This is a genomic window from uncultured Polaribacter sp. (assembly GCF_947495205.1).
GTDB lineage: Bacteria > Bacteroidota > Bacteroidia > Flavobacteriales > Flavobacteriaceae > Polaribacter.
Window position 1 is genome coordinate 270,760 of record NZ_CANLXV010000001.1, and the last position, 20,253, is coordinate 291,012.

Genomic DNA, 20,253 nt, shown 5'->3' on the forward strand with positions numbered 1-20,253 from the left:
AAATTTAAATTTTACTGAATTTAAATGCATTCTTAAACATTTTGCTTCATGAATCTTTTTACAAATACAAATAGAAAACAAATAACACAAGAATTACAAAACACCGAGTTTGATTTGCTAATCATTGGTGGCGGAATTACAGGCGCAGGAATTGCTTTAGACGCAGCTTCTAGAGGCATGAAGGTTGCCTTAATAGAAAAAGGAGATTTTGCCTCTGGAACTTCTAGTAAATCTACAAAGCTAATTCATGGTGGTTTGCGTTATTTAAAACAATTCGATTTTTGGTTGGTAAAAGAAGTAGGTACAGAACGTGCAATTGTGCATCAACTAGCACCACATTTGGTAGTGCCAGAAAAAATGCTTTTACCTTTAATTGATGGTGGCACTTACGGTTCTTGGTTAACTTCTATTGGCTTAAAAGTATACGATATTTTAGCCGCTGTAGAAGGAGAAGACAAACGTAAAATGTTAGAAAAAGACGAAGCTTTAACCAAAGAACCTCTTTTACCAGAAAATATTTTAAATGGTGCAGGTTATTATGCAGAATATAGAACAGATGATGCTCGTTTAACTTTAGAAGTTTTAAAAACATCTTTAAATTACAATGCTACAATTACAAATTATACGGAAGCAACTGAATTTATTTATGAAGAAAATAGAGTTGTTGGTGCCAAAGTAAAAGATGTTTTTTCTGGTGATGAATTTGCTATAAAAGCAAAATATGTAGTTAATGCCACAGGACCTTGGGTAGATACTTTACGACAAACCAACAAATCTAAAGTTGGCAAACGTTTGCACTTAACAAAAGGAGTACATTTGGTAGTTGATCACAAAAAATTACCCGTAAAACAATCGGTTTATTTTGATGTGCCAGATGGCAGAATGATGTTTGCAATTCCGCGTGGAAAAGTAACTTATTTTGGTACAACAGACACCAATTATCAAGAAGATAAAGACCTTGTTACTACAAGTTTGGTAGATGCCACTTACCTTATTGCTGCCGTTAACAATATGTTTCCAACAATACATATTTCTATAGATGATGTGCAATCTTCTTGGGCAGGTTTGCGCCCTTTAATTCATGAAGAAGGTAAATCTGCCAGTGAGTTGTCTAGAAAAGATGAGATTTTTGTGTCTGATACAGAACTAATTTCTATTGCTGGTGGTAAATTAACAGGCTACAGAAAAATGGCAGAACGTATTGTAGACTTAGTTGCTAAAAAATACAAAAGAAGATTTGAGAAAGAATTTGGAGAAATTAAAACCAAAGAAATTACGCTTTCTGGCGGCATTTTTAAAAATTTTAACGAAGTAAAAAGTTACACGGATGCCATACAAAATAGAATTACAGAAGTTGGTTTTAACAGAAAAGATGCTGAATATTTAGTACATAATTATGGAAAACAAACAGACCATATTTTACAAATTTATGATGATTTATCTTTACAAATGTCTGATGAAGGAGAACCAAAGAAAATGCTAAAAGCTGAAGTACTTTTTTGTATACAAAATGAAATGACCTGCACACCAACAGACTTTTTTATGCGAAGAACCGGACGTTTATTTTTTGACACGCCTAGCGTAATTAATTATAAAGCGTTTGTTGTAAAATTATTTAAAACAACTTTTTCTTGGGATGAAAAAACAACAGAAATGCATCAAAAAGAATTAGAAAAAGAGCTAAAAATTGCAACTACATTTCATTAAACAGATGTCTTAAACACTCTCTCTTAGTAAAGCTTTATATTTTTCTCTTAATTTTTGAGGATGAACGCCACATTTATAAAGTAAAAAAACGTAACCGTTTATAGCATTTACTTTAAGCCAAGAATTGTTTTCGTATTTTCTGGCACTTGCTGTGGCTTTAGACTGAATAATGGTATACTTAATTTTTTGTTTTCTAACCCTATCTATCATTTCAAAATCTTCCATAATACAAAAGGTTTCATTATATCCTTTAAGTTCTTTAAAAACTTGTTTTGTAAAAAATTGGCATTGATCTCCAGCACCAGCAAAAAGACCATCTTTAGTTGTAAACTTACTGTTTACATTTAATAAAAAGGTTTCTTTATCAAACTTATAAGCAAAAAAACCTGCTTTATTTCCATTAATTACTGCATTTGTTACTTCAGTATAAAAATTTTCTGGCAATTGCGTATCTGCATGTAAAAACAACAAAATAGCTCCTGTTGCTTTACTTGCACCAAAATTCATTTGTGCTGCCCTTCCTTTTTTTTCTGATTGCAAATACTTAACTTTATCAAAGTTTTTGCAAACTTTTGGGCTTTCATCTGTAGTTTCTGGAGAATTAGCAACAATAATTTCTATTGGAAATTTGTTAGCTTGTTCGCATAAAAACGACAACCTTTTTACAAGATTAATTTGTTCATTATACACAGGAATTATAATACTTAACAACATACTTAAAATACTAATAATTATATGAAACAGTTCTTTTTATTTGCTTTTCTCTTATTAAATTCTGTAATTTTTTCACAAGATAAAATAAATTACGAAGCTATTTCGCAACAATTGCTACAAAATATTAAAACAGGCAATACCTACCAAAAAGAAGTACAACTTTTAGAAAAAAGTACTTTAAAAGATTTGGTAAATCAACTACAAACCGACAAACAAAAAATTGCTTTTTGGGTAAATATTTACAATGCTTTTATACAAATTTCTTTAAAAGAAAATCCTGAATTATACGAAAATAGAGGTAGTTTTTTTGGCGATAAAAGAATAAAAATTGCTGGAGAAATTTTATCTTTTGATGATATTGAACACGGTATTATTAGAAAATCTAGAGTTAAAATTAGTTTAGGATATCTTAGAAAATGGTTTAACCCAAAATGGGAACGTAAATTACGCATTAATGGTAATATAGATTGGCGTGTGCATTTTGCTTTAAACTGTGGTGCAAAAAGTTGCCCTCCTGTTGCCATTTATTCTTCAAAAAACTTAGAGAAAGAATTTAACTTTATGACCACCGCTTATTTAAAAGAACAAACTTCTTATAATTCTGAAACAAAAACAGCCACTTCTGTTGCTTTAATGTCTTGGTTTAGAGGTGATTTTAATGGAACTTCTGGAGCTAAAAAAATACTACATCAATATAAAATAACACCAGAAAAACCAAAAACTTTAAGTTTTAAAACTTATGATTGGACGCTTTTATTAGGTAATTTTAGAACAATTCCTAACTAAGTTTTAATTCGTTTTTGTAGGTACTTCTTTTTCGTTTTCTTCGATTTCTTTTGTTAAATCTAAGTTTCTTAAAGTTGGGTTTATTGCTCCTATTGTAACTACAGTTATTAGCGTCATTGTTCCGCCAAAAATTACAGCTGCAACAGGCCCTAATAATTTTGCAGCCAAACCACTCTCAAAAGCACCTAACTCATTAGAAGAGCCAACAAACATAGAGTTTACAGAAGAAACTCTACCACGCATATCATCTGGTGTTTTTAACTGTAAAATGGTTTGTCTTATTACCATAGAAATACCATCTGCAGCGCCACTTATAAACAAGGCCAACACACTTACCCAAAAAATAGAAGATAAGCCAAAAGCAATAATGCTTAACCCAAATATAAATACAGAAACTAACATTTTTGTACCTGTGTTTTTGTTGATAGGAATATAGGTTGTTAAAAACATGGTTACAATACTTCCCATAGAAATAGATGCATTTAAAATACCAAAACCTTCTGGCCCAACTTTTAAAACATCTTGTGCAAAAACCGATAAAATTGCTACAGTTCCACCAAATAAAACAGCAATCATATCTAGAGTTAAAACACCTAAAATTTCTTTGGTTTTAAAAACAAATTTTACACCAGCTTTTAAACTTTCTTTTATTGGTTCACCTATTTTTTTATTTAAAATTGGTTTCTTTTTAATTAAAAATAAAAAACAGAAAGAAAGTATTACTAAAATAAAAACAAAGCATAATGTTTTGTCTACCCCAATCCAACTGATAAAAAAACCACCAAATAAAGCACCAGAAACAGTGGCAGTTTTCCAGGTACTTGTGCTCCAAGTTGCTGCATTATGATATATTTTTTTTGGGACTAATAAAGCTACTAAAGAAAAAATAATAGGTCCAAAAAACGAGCGTAAAAATCCGCCAAAGAAAACCAACGCATAAATACAGTATAAGATACTATTAGTATTCCAATTGCCAATTATTGCATCTGAAGTTAAAAGAAACAAGCCTAAACTAATTAAAGAAAAAGCTGCAGTACACAATGCCAACAAGTTTCTTTTTTCTCTTTGATCTACAATATGACCTGCAAAAAGCGCCATAGAAAATGCAGGAATAATTTCCATTAAACCAATAATACCTAAAGATAAAGGATCTTTTGTAATTGAATATACTTGCCACTCTATTACAATAAATTGCATAGACCAACCAAAAACTAAAAGAAATCTAACAAATAAAAAAATATTAAATTCTTTTATTCGAAGTGCTGCGTAAGGATCTTGTTTTGGCATTAATTTAAGTCAATTTCATGTCCATTAAAATGGCAAATGTTTGATTAATATCTTCTTCTTTTACTACAATTGTCATTTCGTTTGTTGTAGAAATAATTTCTTGTAATGGAATATCTGCCCAAGCCAATTGCTTTAAAATAAAGTAATATATACCAGATTGTTCTTGATTTTCTTTAGGCAACTTTATAGTAATAGAAGCCAAATCTAATACACTTGAAATTATAGTTTCTTTCTCAAAAATATCTTTTACAAAAGGTTCTAAATTTTTACTGGTAACAATATTAGTTTCAAAAATACCTTGAGAAACCGTTAAAAAATAATCTGAACTCTCTGAAGATTTCATTAATATTTTGGCAATTTCTTTAAGTAAAGAGGTGGTGTTTTTAAAAGTAAAATCGCATAAATCAGAGCGTACAATTACATCACCTAAATCTAAAGCAAGTTTTTTAATGTTTTTTCTAATTCGTAATTCACTTGCAGGAGAAAGCCTGTTAATTGCCATCATTACAGCGCCAACTTTTACGTCTTTTTTTAAAATAGCAGTAACTTCTGGTAAAATTATTCTTGCCAAAGAAGAAACATTAATTAGTTTTTCATTTAAAGCTTCTTCTATAAAAGGTGTTTTTCTAATGGTACTTTCTACAACTTCTTGTATGGTTTTCATATGTTTTGTTTAAAATTTTAAACGAATGTTCAAAAATAAACAATTATTACAAACTAACCGCAAGTAAATGGTAAGAAGAATTAATCTAGTTTTTCTGTTAACTTTTTAAATTCTTTTCTAGGATCTTTTCCTTTGTATAAAATACTATATACAGTACAAATAATAGGTGTTTTAGCTTGGTTTTCTTCTTTAATATTGTAGGCACTTTTAGTAGCATAATAGCCTTCTGCAACCATACTCATTTCCATTTGTGCAGATTTTACAGTATATCCTTTACCAATCATATTACCAAATTGTCTGTTTCTACTAAAAACAGAATAGCCAGTTACTAATAAATCTCCCAAATAAGCAGAATTATTAATGTTACGTTTCATTTTATGAACTTTCTTTATAAAACGTTTCATTTCTCTAATAGCATTGCTCATTAGTACAGACTGAAAATTATCTCCATAACCCAAACCATGTGCAATACCTGCAGCAACTGCATAAATATTTTTGAGCATAGCAGCATATTCTGTACCAATAATATCGTCTGATATTTTTGTTTTTATATACCAACTTTGTAAAGAGTTGCCCAATAATTTTGCCTTCTTTTCATCTTTACAAGCAATGGTTAAATAAGATAACCTTTCCATAGCTACCTCTTCTGCATGGCAAGGTCCTGTAATTACGCCTATATTTTCTAACGGAATGTTATATTTATTGTTAAAATGCTCGCCAACTATTAAACCTGTTTCTGGTACAATACCTTTAATTGCAGAAAAAATAATTTTATTTTCTAAAGATTGGGTTAATTTTTCTAATTCTGAAGTTAAAAAAGCAGACGGAATAGCAAATATTAAAATATCATAATTAATAACAATTGCATTAATATCATCATATAAATCTAACTGTTTTGCATATACATCTGCAGCTCTTAAATAATTAGGGTTATGATCATTTTCTTTAATATGTGCAATAGTTGTTGCATTACGCATATACCAACCTACAGTTTCTAAATTTTCTTGTAACATTTTTACAATAGCAGTTGCCCAACTTCCTCCACCTAAAACCGCTATCTTCTTCAAATTACTCATAAAATATTCTTTTAAGAATTTCAAAAGTAATAAAACTATTATCTTTTTATCAATGCAATTGCGAATTATTATATTTGTACAACTACAATAAACCTTAAAAGTTAGCTTTTTAAGCAAATCATATGAATGTACAAATTATAAATAAATCTACACATGCTACACCAAATTACGAAACAGAAGGTGCTGCTGGTATGGATTTACGCGCAAATATTAGTGAACCAATTACCTTAAAACCATTGGAAAGAGCAATTGTAAAAACCGGTTTATTTATAGCTTTACCTGTTGGTTATGAAGCCCAAGTAAGACCAAGAAGTGGTTTGGCTGCTAAAAAAGGTATTACTGTTTTAAACAGTCCTGGAACTGTAGATGCAGATTATAGAGGAGAAATTGGCGTAATTTTAGTAAACCTTTCTAATGAAGATTTTATAATTAATGATGGTGAACGTATTGCACAATTAATAATTGCAAAACACGAACGTGTAAATTGGCAAGAAGTAAACGTTTTATCTGAAACAGAACGTGGTGCAGGTGGTTTTGGAAGTACTGGGGTTTAACCCATATTTTTAGTATCAAAAAACTTTATTTTAGGTTTTTTGAATTTTTTTTTAATCACAAATAACAATATTTAAAATATAAAAATTATGATTTTAGGCGTATGCGAATGGTTGAGTTCAAGAACAAATTTTACTACAAAAAATTTTAGAATTCTCTTTGTATTATTAGTTTTATTAGGTGGTTTTGGTATTGGTGCTTATTTAATTTTATGGTTGGTTAAGGTATTATCTAAAGATTAATTTATTGTGTAATAAAGTAATTAAACAAAAAACTACTACCAAACCTTAGTTTAATAGTAGTTTTATTATAATTTTTAAAAACTTTAAAATTGTTTTATTAAAGCCTTATTAGTGCAACTTATAAATTTAATGTGTAGCTGCACAACTTTTAAAAATTGAGTTTCTCTGCACTATTCTTGATTATCAATAGCTTCTTTAATTTTACCTTCTAATTCATCCATTAAATCTGGATTTTCTTTAATTAAACCTTTTACAGCATCTCTACCTTGGCCTAATTTGGTTTCTCCATAACTAAACCAAGAACCGCTTTTCTTAACAATACCTAACTCAACACCAATATCTAAAATTTCGCCAACTTTAGAAATTCCTTGGCCGTACATAATATCAAATTCTGCAATTTGAAAAGGTGGTGCCACTTTATTTTTTACAATTTTAACTTTGGTACTGTTTCCAATAACTTTGTCACCATCTTTAATTTGTGTTCTTCTACGAATATCTAAACGCACAGAAGCATAAAATTTTAAAGCGTTACCACCAGTAGTAGTTTCTGGATTACCAAACATTACACCAATTTTTTCACGCAATTGATTAATAAAAATTACCGTACAGTTTGTTTTAGAAATGGTACCTGTTAATTTACGCAAAGCTTGAGACATTAAACGCGCATGTAAACCCATTTTAGAGTCTCCCATTTCACCTTCAATTTCAGATTTTGGTGTTAATGCAGCAACAGAATCAATTACTACAATATCTATAGCGCCAGAACGTATTAAGTTATCTGCAATTTCTAAAGCTTGCTCACCATGATCTGGTTGCGAAATAATTAAATTTTCTATATCTACACCTAAATTTTCTGCATAAAAACGGTCAAAAGCGTGTTCTGCATCAATAAATGCAGCAATACCACCTGCTTTTTGTGCTTCTGCAATTGCATGTATAGTTAATGTTGTTTTACCAGAAGATTCTGGTCCGTAAATTTCTATTACTCTACCTCTTGGATAACCACCTACGCCTAAAGCCAAATCTAAGCCTAAAGAACCAGAAGAAATTGCTTCTATATCTTCTACTACAGCGTCTCCCATTTTCATTACAGAACCTTTACCATAGGTTTTGTCTAACTTATCTAAAGTTAATTGTAATGCCTTTAATTTTGCTTGTTTTTCCTTATCTGCTGCTGCCATAAAATATGCTATTATTTATAATTTAAAAAGTATAGCAAGTTACAAAAAACTCTGCCTAAAATCCTAAAAAATAGTTTCGATTTTTGTAGTATTGTTATTATAAAATAAACCTATGAAAAATACAATTACACTTAAAGATAATAACAGTATTGTTACCATAGAAAAAGGAGAATTAATTTCTTTTAAAGTTAATAACAAAGAATACATGCATCAAAAAGGCAACAAAGGTTGGCGAAAATCTGATGATGAAATGTTTCCTGTAATTGGGCCTTTATCTAAGAATAATTATCGTTTACACACTAAAAAAGGTGACGCTATTTTAGATCAACATGGTTTGTTAAGAGAAATGGAATATGTGCTTTTTTCTTCGGATAAAAGTATGGCAAAATTTAGAAAAGTATATGCTAAAAATACACCTTTACAAAACGCAAAATTCCCAAATAAATCTACAGAAGAATTTGTTTTTTGGCCTTTTGATTTTACCTTCGAAAAACATTTTACACTAAAAAATAATGTATTAACAATAAATTTTACACTTACTTCAGAAGCTGGTATGCCTTATATGTTGGGTTATCATCCTGCTTTTTTATTATCTAATACAGGTACAGATACTTTAACAGCAAATGATAAAAAAATTACATTACCAGAAATTTATAAAGCAGGACATAATGCATTTCCTGTATTAAATACAAATAAAATTATTCTAGAAAATACAGACAGAAATCATCTAGAAATTACTACAAAAAATTTTAATAATTTTATGTTATGGACACCTGTTGATAACATGTTGTGTATAGAACCTATAACCCAATATACTTCTTATACAGATGAAAAATTTTCTGAACAAAACATGTCTATTTCTTCTGGTAAAGAAAGTTTTTCTTTTGAAATAAAAGTGCTTTAATTTTGGATACTAAACACCAACATTTTATAATTCATAAGCCTTGGGGCATGATTTCTCAATTTGTAAATCCTGCAAAAAGAAAGAAAAAATTATTAGGAGATTTATATGATTTTCCTGAAGGAACCATGGCAATTGGTCGTTTAGATGTGCCTTCTGAAGGTTTACTTTTATTAACAACAGACGGTAAAGTTTCCGCAGAAATTAGAAGTAATAAATACGAAAAAGAATATTTTGTACAAGTTGATGGTATCATTACAGCAAACGAAATTCATCAACTTAAAAATGGCGTAGAAATTGGTTTTAATGGAAAAAAATACACCACAAAACCAGGAAAAGCTAAATTAATTGCAGATCCTAAATTTCCTTTAAGAAGCCAGAAAATTAGAGATGAAAGGCATGGACCAACAAGTTGGCTTTCTATTTGTATTAGAGAAGGTAAATTTAGACAAGTACGTAAAATGACAGCTGCTGTTGGGTTTCCTACTTTAAGACTTATTAGAGTTAGAATAGGAGAAATTGAATTAGGTAATTTAGATGTTGGTGGAGTTTTAGAAATAAAGAACTTAATATAGATTCTTATAAAATAATTAAGAAACTCTATCCATTCTAATATGTGGAATGCCATCTTCTAAATACTCCTCTCCTATTTGATAAAATCCATGAGATTCATAGAATTTTTTTAAATAAACTTGTGCAGAAATAGTAATTATATCTTCTTTAAAATTTTCTTTAATAGCTTTTATTGAAGCTTTCATTAAATGATGCCCATAACCATATTTACGTTCATTTTCTTGAACCACTACCCTACCAATACTAGAATTTTTAAAATAATCTCCTGGTTTAAAAATACGCGTATAGGCAACAATTTTATCATTTTTAAAACCAATAACGTGTAACGCTTTTTGATCTTTAAAGTCTAAATCTTGATAAACACAATCTTGTTCTACCACAAAAACTTCTGATCGTAATTGCAAAATAGCATACAATTCTGTTGTAGTTAATGCATGAAAAGATTTGGTAAAAAATTTCATATTTTAAAAATAAGTAATTATCATTACGAACGTAGTGAAGTAATCTGTAAATTAAAAATAAGATTGCTTGGTAAACTCGCAATGACAATCAAGTTTAACAAGAAATTTTGTCAACTCTGTTTTGATGTCTTCCACCCTCAAAATCTGTGTTTAAAAAAATATCTACAAAACCTAAAGCTTGTTGCAAAGACACAAAACGTGCAGGTATGGTTAAAATATTGGCATTATTATGTTGTCTTGTTAAAGCAACCAACTCATTATTCCAACACAAAGCAGCTCTTATACCTTGGTGTTTATTAGCCGTCATTTGTGCACCATTTCCAGAACCACAAAGTATAATACCTAATGTTGCTTTACCACTTTCTACAGCATTTGCAGTTGGGTGTATTGCATCAGGATAATCCATAGAATTATTAGTATCTGTTCCAAAATTTAAAACAACATATCCTTTTTCTTCTAAATATTTTATAATTTCGAACTTATATTCAGTTCCAGCGTGGTCATTACCAATGGCAATTGTCATAATTTAATAATTAAATAGTCATTGCGAGTTTACGAAGCAATCTCTAAATAATTAAAAAGATTGTTTCACTGCATTCGTAATGACAGTGTTAGATGTACAAAAATAAAGAAACTAAGGGTTATGAACAGTTATAAACAATTAAAATTTATCAATTTTTAATAACCCTTTAATTTTAAGTATTTTAAGTGTATTATGTAAATGTTAAGAAGTTGTATTGAAAAACTCGTAAGTATTTTTGGTAGTTCTAATAATAATTACAATACACGGAAGTAAAGCAGATATGCAAATTTAATTTTAAGTTTTTGATAAAAGTTTATCAACATAAAATTTACCATTTGTTTACATAGAAATACAATTAAGTTATTGTTTATTTATAGTGAATACCTGTTTATAAGTTTTGTTAATAACTCTATTTTTAGTTTGATTTTTAAGCTTTTAAATACCTCATAAAATGTAGATTGTTTTTAATAACTCAAATATTAAAATTTAAAAGCATTTTTTTATTGTAACTATTCACATACTATTATAAACATCATTGTTTTTTAAAATTTTATAAAAGAAAAATAATTATAATATAGAATGTTGATAACTGTTGAAATTCAAAAAAAAAAGAAACTTAAATATTTTTGTGTTCGGCTTGTAAAAGGTAAGTAGTATCTCTTTTTACTTCTAAAATTGTTTTTTTAGTATCCTTTTTATTTAAAGAAGAATTTACAGTTGCTACCGTAATAAAAATTCCGGTAAGAAATATAAAGATAAAAAGTACTATTATTTTGCGTAAATTTTTCATTGTGTTTACTGCTATTAAATAGATAGACGCATTAAAAATCAAAACATTACAAAAAAAATAAGTTAATTTTAAGAACAACTATAAGTAGTTTTTATTTTGTGGATACCTTTTTAATATGTAAAAAAAAGTCATGAAATTCTTTTTGTATATCTTTGCAGCAGAAATCTGTCTTATACAAATTTTGTAACTTCTTCAGATAACAGATAACTTCATTTTAAATTTTATTGAATTACTTAATCACCCAAGCAATTTTATATTTTTATTTAAAGTAACAATCAATAGTTTTAACTAACAATAATTTAATCTAATTAAATTTAGCTTTATAAGAAAAAGGGCTAATTTTAACATTAATATAAAATCTATGAATGCTTAAATTACTTTATAAATTCTATTTTTATTTAAATGAATTATCTATTTAAATAATTGTAATTTAGTACTATAGAAACAGAAAAAAATACATGACAAGACGAAAGAAAAAAATATATAAAAAAAAGGGTAAAGTTGTAAAAGACTTAACTAAAAATATATTTAAAATATTAAATAAAGATGCTGCTAAATTTTTTAATTACAAGCAAATAGCTGCCAAATTAAAGATTGAAGATACAGAGGGTAAAAATCAAATTATTCAAAAGTTAGCAGAATTAAAAGCTTCAAAAAAAATAAAAGAAGTAGACAGAGGTAAGTTTCAAATAAATGAAGATCGTAAATATTCTTTAGGTACTTTAGATGTTACTTCTAACGGTAATGGCTATTTTATTACTGATGATTATGAACACGATATTTTTATACCCAATAATAATTTAGGTAAAGGTTTACAGGGAGATTTGGTTAGAGCTTACGTTTATAAAAGAAGACGATCTAACAAACTAGAGGCAGATGTTGTAGAAATTATAGACCGCGCAAAAACAGAATTTGTTGGTGTTTTACAGAAAAACAAAAATTTTGGTTTTGTAATACCAGACAATCATAAAATGTATGCAGATATTTTTATTTCTGAAAGTAAAATGAATGGTGCAGAACATGGTGATAAAGTACAAGCAAAACTCTTAGATTGGCCAGAGAATAGTAAAAATCCGTTTGGTAAAATTACCAATGTTTTAGGTAAACCAGGAGATCATAATACAGAAATGCATTCTATTTTATTAGAGTATGATTTACCTTATGAATTTGAACCAGAAGTAGAAAAAGAAGCAGAAAATTTACCTGTAGAAATAACAGAAAAAGAAATTGCCAAACGTAGAGATATGCGTGGCGATTTAACGTTTACCATAGATCCAAAAGATGCCAAAGATTTTGATGATGCTTTGTCTTTTACCAAACTAGAAAATGGTAATTTTGAAGTTGGTATTCATATTGCAGATGTATCGCATTATTTACAACCAGACACCATTTTAGATGATGAAGCTTATGAAAGAGCAACCTCTGTTTATCTTGTAGATAGAGTAGTGCCAATGTTACCAGAAATGCTTTCTAATGGCGTTTGTTCTTTAAGGCCAAACGAAGAAAAACTCACATTTTCTGCCGTTTTTGAAATCAATAAAAAAGCACAAATAGTAGGGGAGTGGTTTGGTAGAACTGTAACGTATTCAGACCAACGTTTTGCTTATGAAGAAGCACAAGCTATTATAGAAAATTGTAAATTATCTGAAGATATAAAGCCTTATAAAATGCCTTTAGAAACTTCTATAATTGATAAAGAATATATAGTAACTCCAGAAATTGTAGAAGCTACTTTAAAATTAGATGAACTTGCTAAAATTCTACGTAAAAAACGCATGAAACAAGGTGCTATTTCTTTTGATAGAGTAGAAGTAAAGTTTAATTTAGATGAAGAAGCAAATCCTGTAGGTGTATTCTTTAAAAGTTCTAAAGATGCTAATAAACTAATTGAAGAATTTATGTTGTTAGCCAACAGAAAAGTAGCAGAATACATTGGTCGTAAACAAGGAAAACCTTCTGGTAAAACTTTTATTTACAGAGTACATGATGAGCCAGATGTAGAAAAATTAGCTTCTTTACAAAACATCATTAGTAAATTTGGTTATAAAATTAATACAGAAACTAAAGAAACTACTTCAGAATCTTTAAATCAGTTATTAAATGATGTACAAGGTAAAGCAGAATCTAATATGATAGAAACCTTAACAATTCGTTCTATGTCTAAAGCAGTGTATACCACACAAAATGTTGGGCATTATGGTTTAGCTTTTGATTATTACAGCCATTTTACATCGCCAATTAGACGTTATCCAGATGTAATGACACATAGATTATTACAACATTATTTAAATGGTGGAGAAACGCCAAAAGCGCTACTTTATGAAGAAAAATGTAAACATTCTTCTAAAAGAGAAGAATTAGCCTCAAAAGCAGAACGATCTTCTATAAAATATATGCAAGTTAAATACATGCAAGATCATAAAGACCAAGTTTTTGATGGGGTAATTACAGGTGTTACAGAATGGGGTATTTATGTAGAAATTACTGCTAATAAATGCGAAGGAATGGTAAGAATTAGAGATATAAAAAGCGATTATTATATTTTTGATGAAGCACAATATGCTATTGTTGGGCAAGCTACCAAACATTTATACCAATTAGGAGATAATGTAAAAGTACAAGTAAAAAAGACCGATTTAGAACGCAAACATTTAGATTTCAATTTAATTGAAGAGTAGATTATTTCTATTCAGTTTGCCACGCTGTAAGTTTTTTTCATAAGAATAATTATAGTATAATTTTAGATACTAAATTGTGTTGTTTTATAGAAAATAAAACGCAAGCTTAAACAACTTTTACATCCAGTTTGTCACGCTGTAAGCGTCTCAAATAATTAAAAAAGTATTGTATAAGATCTTTACAGAATGATAAAATTTCTGGCTATTATAGAAATTTTGTAATTTACATTTTTAGTTCAAAAAAAAATAAAACACATTCTCAAACAACTTTTACATCTAGTTTGTTACGCTGTAAGCGTCTCAAATAATTGAAAAAGTATTGTATAAGATCTTTACAAAATGATAAAATTTTTGGCTATTGTAGAAATTTTGTAGTTTACATTTTTAAATCAAATAAAAAATAAAACACATTCTCAAACAACTTTTACATCCAGTTTGTCACGCTGTAAGCGTCTCACAAAGAACTGATAAAATAATTTATAAAATTTAAGAAGTTTAGATTTTAATTCATAACCTTAGTGTTTCAAATAATTATACATATTAGATGATTTTAACAACAACACAGAACATAGAAAATTTTAAAATTACAGATTATCTAGGTACTGTAACAGGTACAATTTATAATTCTAGTTATTCCAGTAAAGGAAAAAAAATGTCTTTTAAAGACATGTTTAACTCTTCTAAGTATTATAATATGTATGAAGAAGGTTTAGAAGATTTAAAAGAACAAGCATTTCAACGTTTAAAAGAAAATGCTTCTAAATTAGGTGCAAATGCTGTAGTAGCTATTCAAATAGATATAGAACCTTTTGCAAATTCTAGTACTATTTTAGTTTCAATTTTAGGTACAGCCGTTAAAATATCTTAATTTAATTCTTTTAAACAATAATTTTATAATATTTGCCTTTATATTGTTGGTATAATGTTTAATTAATCCCTAGTAAATTAAAAAGAATGAAAAATATATTTTTTATTGGTATACTATTTATAACTTTATTAAGTAGTGCACAAAATATTGTAAACAAAAACCTTGGAGATTTTTCAATTTTAAAAGTATACAATGGTATTGAGTTAGAGTTGATAAAAGCAAACCAACAAAAAATTGAAATTACGGGCGCTAAATCTGAAATGGTAAAAATCAAAAATGTAGATGGTACCTTAAAACTATCATTACCATTTTCTTTAACACCAGAAAACAATGTTGCAGAAGGTAAAATCTTAATTAAACTTTATTACAGTAAAAGCATAAATGTTATTGATGCTAACGAGGGTGCAACAATTACAGGTAAAAATTTTAATCAAGATAAAGTAGCAGTTAATGCACAAGAAAGAGCATTTATCAACCTAACAACAGAAAGTAAGTTTTTAACAGTAAGAGCTTCTTCTGGTGGAATTGTAAAACTTTCTGGAACTACAAAAAACCAAGATGTAGATGTAGATTTGTATGGTATTTATCATGGGTATAATTTAAAAACTGTAAATAGTTTAACTGTAAAATCTGGCACAGGTGCTAAAGCAGAAGTTTTTGCAGGAGAAACGTTAAACGCAAAAGTAAATTTTGGTGGAACTATTTTTTATAAAGGAAACCCAGAAGTTATCAAAGACAAAAGGGTAATAGGCGGTATTATTAAGAAAAAAGATTAAGAAGATTTAAACTAAATATTAGTTTTTGTATCTTTGTATTATAAAATTAGAAATTATGTATAGTTTATCATCAATTTTTTTGGCAATCCCAGGTGGAGCATCAATAATTTTAATAGTTGTTGCTATTCTTTTATTATTTGGTGGAAGAAAAATACCAGAATTAATGAAAGGATTAGGAAGTGGTATTAAAGAATTTAAAAATGCAGCTAAAGAAGAAAATGAAGATACAATAGAAGAAAAGAAATAAATCTATTTCTCTTATAAATTAAAAGCGCTTTTTCAGAAGAAAAAGCGCTTTTGTGTTTTATAAACTAAATAAATCCCCCAATCAATTTAATTATAAATTCGAGGCAAATATATATAGATAAATATTTAAAAAAAAATAATTATTAACTTTTGTCTATATAAGAAAATTAACTTAAATTAATATTTTTTAAAATAATAGGAATTTACTAACTTTTGTTTAACTAAATCTGTTTTTTGATAAAATTTCAATATTTAAATAGTTGATATATAGAAATATAATAAAATTTTTTTTTAAACAAAAATGTAGTTTTGTTTAACTTTTTATAATTATTTGTCTATTTTTTTTGGTTTTGCATTCTTCATAGCTTCTCCTATTTGGTTACTTGCAGTAAAACTAGCTACCATATCATTTAACATTTGGCTACCTGCTTGTGGTGAGTTTGGTAATAAAATTAAGTTACTATTGGTTTCCTGTCCTATAGATTGTAAAGTATCATAATGTTGGGTAACTACAATTAAAGCAGATGCTTCTTGAGAGTTAATACCAACCTTATTTAAAACTTCTACAGATTCTTCTAAACCACGGGCAATTTCACGTCTTTGGTCTGCAATACCTTGTCCTTGTAAACGCTTACTTTCTGCCTCTGCTTTAGCACGTTCTACTATTAAAATACGTTGTGCATCTCCTTCAAATTGTGCAGCAGTTTTTTCTCTATCGGCTGCATTAATTCTGTTCATAGCTGCTTTTACTTGTGCATCTGGATCTATATCTGTTACCAAAGTTTTAATAATATGGTAACCATAATCTGTCATATATTCTTGCAATTCTCTTTTTACAGCAATCGCTATATCATCTTTTTTAACAAAAACATCATCTAATTTCATTTTTGGTACTTCTGCACGTACTACATCAAAAACAAAAGAGGTTATTTGATCATGAGGATAATCTAACTTATAAAAAGCATCATATACTTTTTCTCTAATTACTTTGTATTGTACAGAAACTTTTAATTTTACAAAAACATCATCTAATGTTTTGGTTTCTATAATTACATCTAATTGCTGAATTTTTAAACTCAAACGACCTGCAATTCTATCAAAAACAGGTATTTTAAGTTGTAAACCAGATTGTCTAATACTTTGGAATTTTCCAAAACGTTCAATAATAGCTGCACTTTGTTGTTTCACAATAAAAAAAACTGCCATTAAAAAGAATATGGCAAGTCCAATTACAATAGGTAAAATAATCATAATAAATGTTTTAGTAGTTAATAAATTGCTTTCTTGTAAAGATACTGAATTTCAATATGTAATTATAGGACGTAAGTTTTTTAAGTTTGTTACAAAAAAAACTTCGTTAACATTAGTACGTTTGTGAACTAATTTTAACGAAGTTAAAAATATTTAGAAATACGTTATAGTTTTGCTATAGCATTTTCTATTCTATTAATGGTTTCTTGTTTACCAATAGTGGCAATAATATCAAATAGGTGAGGACCTGCCAATTTACCAACCAAGCTTAAACGTAAGGGTTGCATAACTTTACCAAAACCAATTTCTTTGTTGGTAATCCATTCTTTAATTTCTTTTTCTGTATTTGTTGATGAGAAATCTTCAATATTTTTAATGATTTCAACCAACTCTTGCATTAATTCAGGCGTACCTTCTTTCCAATTTTTCTTTACATTTTTTGCATCATATGCTGTTGGAGTTTCAAAGAAATAAGAAGATAAATCCCATAAATCTGCCACAAAAATTGCTCTTTCTTTTATAGAGGAAACAATATTTTGAACGCGTGCTTTTTCATCTTCATTTGCAATTACGATTCCTTTTGCTGCTAAAATTGGTAAAAATAATTCGGTTATGGTTTCATCAGATTTTAATTGCATGTATTGTTGTTGAAACCACTTTGTTTTATCAGGATTAAATTTTGCTCCAGATTTAGAAACACGTTTTAAATCAAAAGCCTCTATTAATGCTTCTAAAGAAAAAATTTCTTGTTCAGTTCCAGGATTCCAACCTAAAAAAGCTAGCATATTTATAAAAGCATCTGTAAAATAACCGTCTTCTTTATAACCTCTAGAAACGTCTCCAGATTCTAAATTTGTATAGGCTAAAGGAAACACAGGGAAACCTAATTTATCTCCATCTCTTTTGCTTAATTTACCTTTACCAACTGGCTTTAAAATTAATGGTAAATGCGCAAATTTAGGAGTTTCCCAACCAAAAGCTTTATACAATAAAACATGTAATGGCATAGAAGGCAACCATTCTTCACCACGTATTACATGAGAAATTTCCATTAAATGATCGTCTACAATATTTGCCAAATGGTAGGTTGGCATTCCATCACTTTTAAACAAGATTTTATCATCTAAAGTATTGGTATCTATTGTAATATTTCCACGAATTTCGTCTTCCATTTTTAAAACTTCATCTTGTGGCGTTTTAAAACGAATTACATATTTATCTCCAGAATTTATTCTGTTCTCTACTTCATCAGCAGTTAAAACTAAAGAATTTACCAAACTTCCTTTTGCTCTATTGTGCCAATTGTAAATAAACGTTTTACCTTCTGCTTCGTGTGCTTTTCTATGAGCATCTAATTCTTCAGATGTATCAAAACAATAATATGCTTTTCCTGTTTCAATTAGTTGATCTGCATATTGTTTGTAAATATCTTTACGTTCAGACTGTCTGTAAGGTCCAAATTTTTCGTTTTTTCCTGGGCCTTCATCAAAAGGAATTGCACACCATTCTAATGCGTTTATAATATATTGTTCTGCATTGGCAACATAACGTGTTTGGTCTGTATCTTCTATTCTTAAAATAAAAGTTCCATTGTATTTTTTAGCAAATAAATAATTGTATAAAGCTGTTCTAACACCACCAATATGTAAAGGTCCTGTAGGACTTGGGGCAAAACGAACACGAACGTTAGATTCCATTTTTTTGTTTTTTATTTCTGCTTTTGCAGAAAAGATAGTAAATAAGTATTTTTAAAATGCGATGCATTTTTAGTTTCGCAAAGATAGTTTTAAAAAGAGAGAATGGAAATTAGTAAAAAGAAAAAAGAGTGTATTTTTTGCTTAAAAAAATGAGGGCATATTGGTATTTAAGAATAGAAGTAAATATTCTTATCTAAGCTATAAAATAGATAATTATTGCTGTTAGAAATTTTTGTCTGTACTTGTTTTTAGTTTTATTGAATTTAAAAAAGTTTCCTAATTTTAAAAAAGAAGCAATAAACGAAACATCAATAAAGATAAAATTGAAAAAGTTTTAAATCTTGAGAATAAACATATAGTTATTCCATATGTTTATTCATTAAAAGGAATAACATTATTAAGGTTGATGTTGTTATAAAAGTGTTTTAAAATTTATGATATAACCCTATATTTAAAGAAGGTGCTTGTGCTAAATTATTTGCAAAAAATGCAGCACCAAGACCAGCTGTAATACCAAAATTTTTAGTGAACTCTCCAATAGCTTTGAAACCAAAACCTCCATATTCTTGGTCGTTAACATAAAAACCTGTTATAGTGTTACTTACAGGTAAAATTATAGTACCATTGTTTAAAGATTTTACAATATCTAAATAACCAATTAACCATATTTTATCTGTAATTCTTTGTCCGTATTCACCACCAATTTTAAAGTTAGAACTGTAATTATTAGTTCTAATATTTGCACCAATAAATGCCTGAAAATAATTGTTAGCAAATCCTCTACCAGCTAAAAATAACGGTGTAAACGTATAAGCATCATAACCTGTTCTAATCCCAGAAACAGCATCATAAGAACCTGTATTTGTTTCTAAAGAAAATTGACCAGAAAAGGCCCAATTTTTTTTGTAAAAGTTATGTTTTATACCAATTTCTATGTTTCCTAAGGCAGATTCATTAAAATTTCTACCACAATCTGTTGCACAGTCTATTCTTGGATCTTCAAAATTATCAATAGAAATTAATTTTAATGGAATATTTACCAATAAACTTGTTTTTGAGTTTAGCCCATATTCTGCAAATATTTGAGCAGTATTGTCTGTATAGTTTCCAAAATTACTGTAATCTGGGTCTCCAAACAAAGTGTCGTAATTGGCAATAGAGGTAAAGGAAACTTGTGTGTAAAATTTTCCTTTTTCTTGTGTCCAAGGACTTTGAGAAAACGAATTTAAAGTAAGTATTAAGAGTAAAATTGTGGCTAGTTGTTTCAAAATTTTTGTTTT

At 28.3% G+C, this 20,253-nt stretch carries 21 protein-coding genes; 10 read left to right on the forward strand and 11 right to left on the reverse strand.

The annotated features are described in order from the left end of the window. The first annotated feature begins 48 nt into the window (after positions 1-48). Entirely contained in the window at positions 49-1,707 is a 1,659-nt protein-coding gene (locus Q0762_RS01240; protein WP_298762816.1) for an FAD-dependent oxidoreductase, read from the forward strand. Positions 1,708-1,716: 9 nt separating this feature from the next. Here the strand turns inward: Q0762_RS01240 and Q0762_RS01245 are convergent, their stop codons facing one another. Next, positions 1,717-2,421, reverse strand: coding sequence for a TIGR04283 family arsenosugar biosynthesis glycosyltransferase (locus Q0762_RS01245; protein ID WP_298762819.1), 705 nt, complete (start codon positions 2,419-2,421; stop codon positions 1,717-1,719). Between the two features lie 21 nt (positions 2,422-2,442). Between Q0762_RS01245 and Q0762_RS01250 the strand changes: the two genes are divergently transcribed. Next, positions 2,443-3,207, forward strand: a complete 765-nt coding sequence (locus tag Q0762_RS01250; protein WP_298762825.1) for a DUF547 domain-containing protein — start codon at positions 2,443-2,445, stop codon at positions 3,205-3,207. 3 nt (positions 3,208-3,210) lie between these two features. Here Q0762_RS01250 and Q0762_RS01255 read toward each other — a convergent pair whose 3' ends face one another. From Q0762_RS01255 to Q0762_RS01265, 3 genes are all read right to left on the reverse strand, one after another. Beyond that, complete coding sequence (locus Q0762_RS01255; RefSeq protein ID WP_298762827.1) at positions 3,211-4,494, reverse strand: MFS transporter; 1,284 nt, start codon at positions 4,492-4,494, stop codon at positions 3,211-3,213. Between the two features lie 4 nt (positions 4,495-4,498). After that, the gene (locus Q0762_RS01260) at positions 4,499-5,158 is read right to left on the reverse strand and encodes a hypothetical protein (protein WP_298762829.1); all 660 of its coding nucleotides are present in this window, start codon (positions 5,156-5,158) and stop codon (positions 4,499-4,501) included. Between the two features lie 80 nt (positions 5,159-5,238). After that, positions 5,239-6,234 (reverse strand): NAD(P)H-dependent glycerol-3-phosphate dehydrogenase, encoded by a 996-nt coding sequence (locus Q0762_RS01265; protein WP_298762831.1) that lies wholly within the window; start codon positions 6,232-6,234, stop codon positions 5,239-5,241. A gap of 122 nt (positions 6,235-6,356) precedes the next feature. On the opposite strand from Q0762_RS01265, the gene dut reads away from it, so the two are divergent. Next, positions 6,357-6,788 (forward strand): dUTP diphosphatase, encoded by a 432-nt coding sequence (gene dut, locus Q0762_RS01270; RefSeq protein ID WP_298762834.1) that lies wholly within the window; start codon positions 6,357-6,359, stop codon positions 6,786-6,788. An 87-nt stretch (positions 6,789-6,875) separates the two neighbouring features. After that, on the forward strand, positions 6,876-7,028 hold the full coding sequence (locus Q0762_RS01275) for a PspC domain-containing protein (protein WP_298762837.1): 153 nt from the start codon (positions 6,876-6,878) through the stop codon (positions 7,026-7,028). A gap of 170 nt (positions 7,029-7,198) precedes the next feature. On the opposite strand, the gene recA is transcribed toward Q0762_RS01275, so the two are convergent. Beyond that, positions 7,199-8,209: a recombinase RecA gene (gene recA, locus Q0762_RS01280; protein ID WP_298762839.1), complete on the reverse strand. Its 1,011-nt coding sequence runs from the start codon at positions 8,207-8,209 to the stop codon at positions 7,199-7,201. Between the two features lie 112 nt (positions 8,210-8,321). Here recA and Q0762_RS01285 point away from each other — a divergent pair, with 112 nt between their 5' ends. Both Q0762_RS01285 and Q0762_RS01290 read left to right on the forward strand, forming a co-directional pair. Further along, positions 8,322-9,113: an aldose 1-epimerase gene (locus Q0762_RS01285; protein WP_298762841.1), complete on the forward strand. Its 792-nt coding sequence runs from the start codon at positions 8,322-8,324 to the stop codon at positions 9,111-9,113. A gap of 2 nt (positions 9,114-9,115) precedes the next feature. Beyond that, entirely contained in the window at positions 9,116-9,685 is a 570-nt protein-coding gene (locus Q0762_RS01290; RefSeq protein ID WP_298762844.1) for a pseudouridine synthase, read from the forward strand. Positions 9,686-9,700: 15 nt separating this feature from the next. On the opposite strand, the gene Q0762_RS01295 is transcribed toward Q0762_RS01290, so the two are convergent. The 3 genes from Q0762_RS01295 to Q0762_RS01305 form a co-directional block, all read right to left on the reverse strand. Continuing rightward, positions 9,701-10,144: a GNAT family N-acetyltransferase gene (locus Q0762_RS01295; RefSeq protein ID WP_298762846.1), complete on the reverse strand. Its 444-nt coding sequence runs from the start codon at positions 10,142-10,144 to the stop codon at positions 9,701-9,703. Between the two features lie 94 nt (positions 10,145-10,238). Next, on the reverse strand, positions 10,239-10,667 hold the full coding sequence (gene rpiB, locus Q0762_RS01300; protein WP_298762849.1) for a ribose 5-phosphate isomerase B: 429 nt from the start codon (positions 10,665-10,667) through the stop codon (positions 10,239-10,241). Between the two features lie 616 nt (positions 10,668-11,283). Then, positions 11,284-11,457: a hypothetical protein gene (locus Q0762_RS01305; protein ID WP_298762850.1), complete on the reverse strand. Its 174-nt coding sequence runs from the start codon at positions 11,455-11,457 to the stop codon at positions 11,284-11,286. A gap of 458 nt (positions 11,458-11,915) precedes the next feature. Here Q0762_RS01305 and rnr point away from each other — a divergent pair, with 458 nt between their 5' ends. From rnr to Q0762_RS01325, 4 genes are all read left to right on the forward strand, one after another. After that, entirely contained in the window at positions 11,916-14,135 is a 2,220-nt protein-coding gene (gene rnr / locus Q0762_RS01310; protein ID WP_298762852.1) for a ribonuclease R, read from the forward strand. A 544-nt stretch (positions 14,136-14,679) separates the two neighbouring features. Further along, entirely contained in the window at positions 14,680-15,003 is a 324-nt protein-coding gene (locus Q0762_RS01315) for a YbjQ family protein (protein ID WP_298762854.1), read from the forward strand. Positions 15,004-15,089: 86 nt separating this feature from the next. Further along, positions 15,090-15,779: a head GIN domain-containing protein gene (locus Q0762_RS01320; RefSeq protein WP_298762855.1), complete on the forward strand. Its 690-nt coding sequence runs from the start codon at positions 15,090-15,092 to the stop codon at positions 15,777-15,779. Between the two features lie 55 nt (positions 15,780-15,834). Further along, the gene (locus Q0762_RS01325) at positions 15,835-16,026 is read left to right on the forward strand and encodes a twin-arginine translocase TatA/TatE family subunit (RefSeq protein WP_298762858.1); all 192 of its coding nucleotides are present in this window, start codon (positions 15,835-15,837) and stop codon (positions 16,024-16,026) included. A 326-nt stretch (positions 16,027-16,352) separates the two neighbouring features. Here Q0762_RS01325 and Q0762_RS01330 read toward each other — a convergent pair whose 3' ends face one another. The 3 genes from Q0762_RS01330 to Q0762_RS01340 all read right to left on the reverse strand — a co-directional run bounded on the left by Q0762_RS01330 (position 16,353) and on the right by Q0762_RS01340 (position 20,241). Beyond that, positions 16,353-17,276, reverse strand: a complete 924-nt coding sequence (locus Q0762_RS01330; RefSeq protein WP_298762861.1) for an SPFH domain-containing protein — start codon at positions 17,274-17,276, stop codon at positions 16,353-16,355. Between the two features lie 164 nt (positions 17,277-17,440). Further along, a complete protein-coding gene (gltX, locus tag Q0762_RS01335; RefSeq protein WP_298762879.1) occupies positions 17,441-18,973 on the reverse strand; it encodes a glutamate--tRNA ligase in 1,533 nt (510 codons plus the stop codon). A gap of 425 nt (positions 18,974-19,398) precedes the next feature. Further along, on the reverse strand, positions 19,399-20,241 hold the full coding sequence (locus Q0762_RS01340; protein ID WP_298762881.1) for a hypothetical protein: 843 nt from the start codon (positions 20,239-20,241) through the stop codon (positions 19,399-19,401). Between the last annotated feature and the right edge of the window lie 12 nt (positions 20,242-20,253).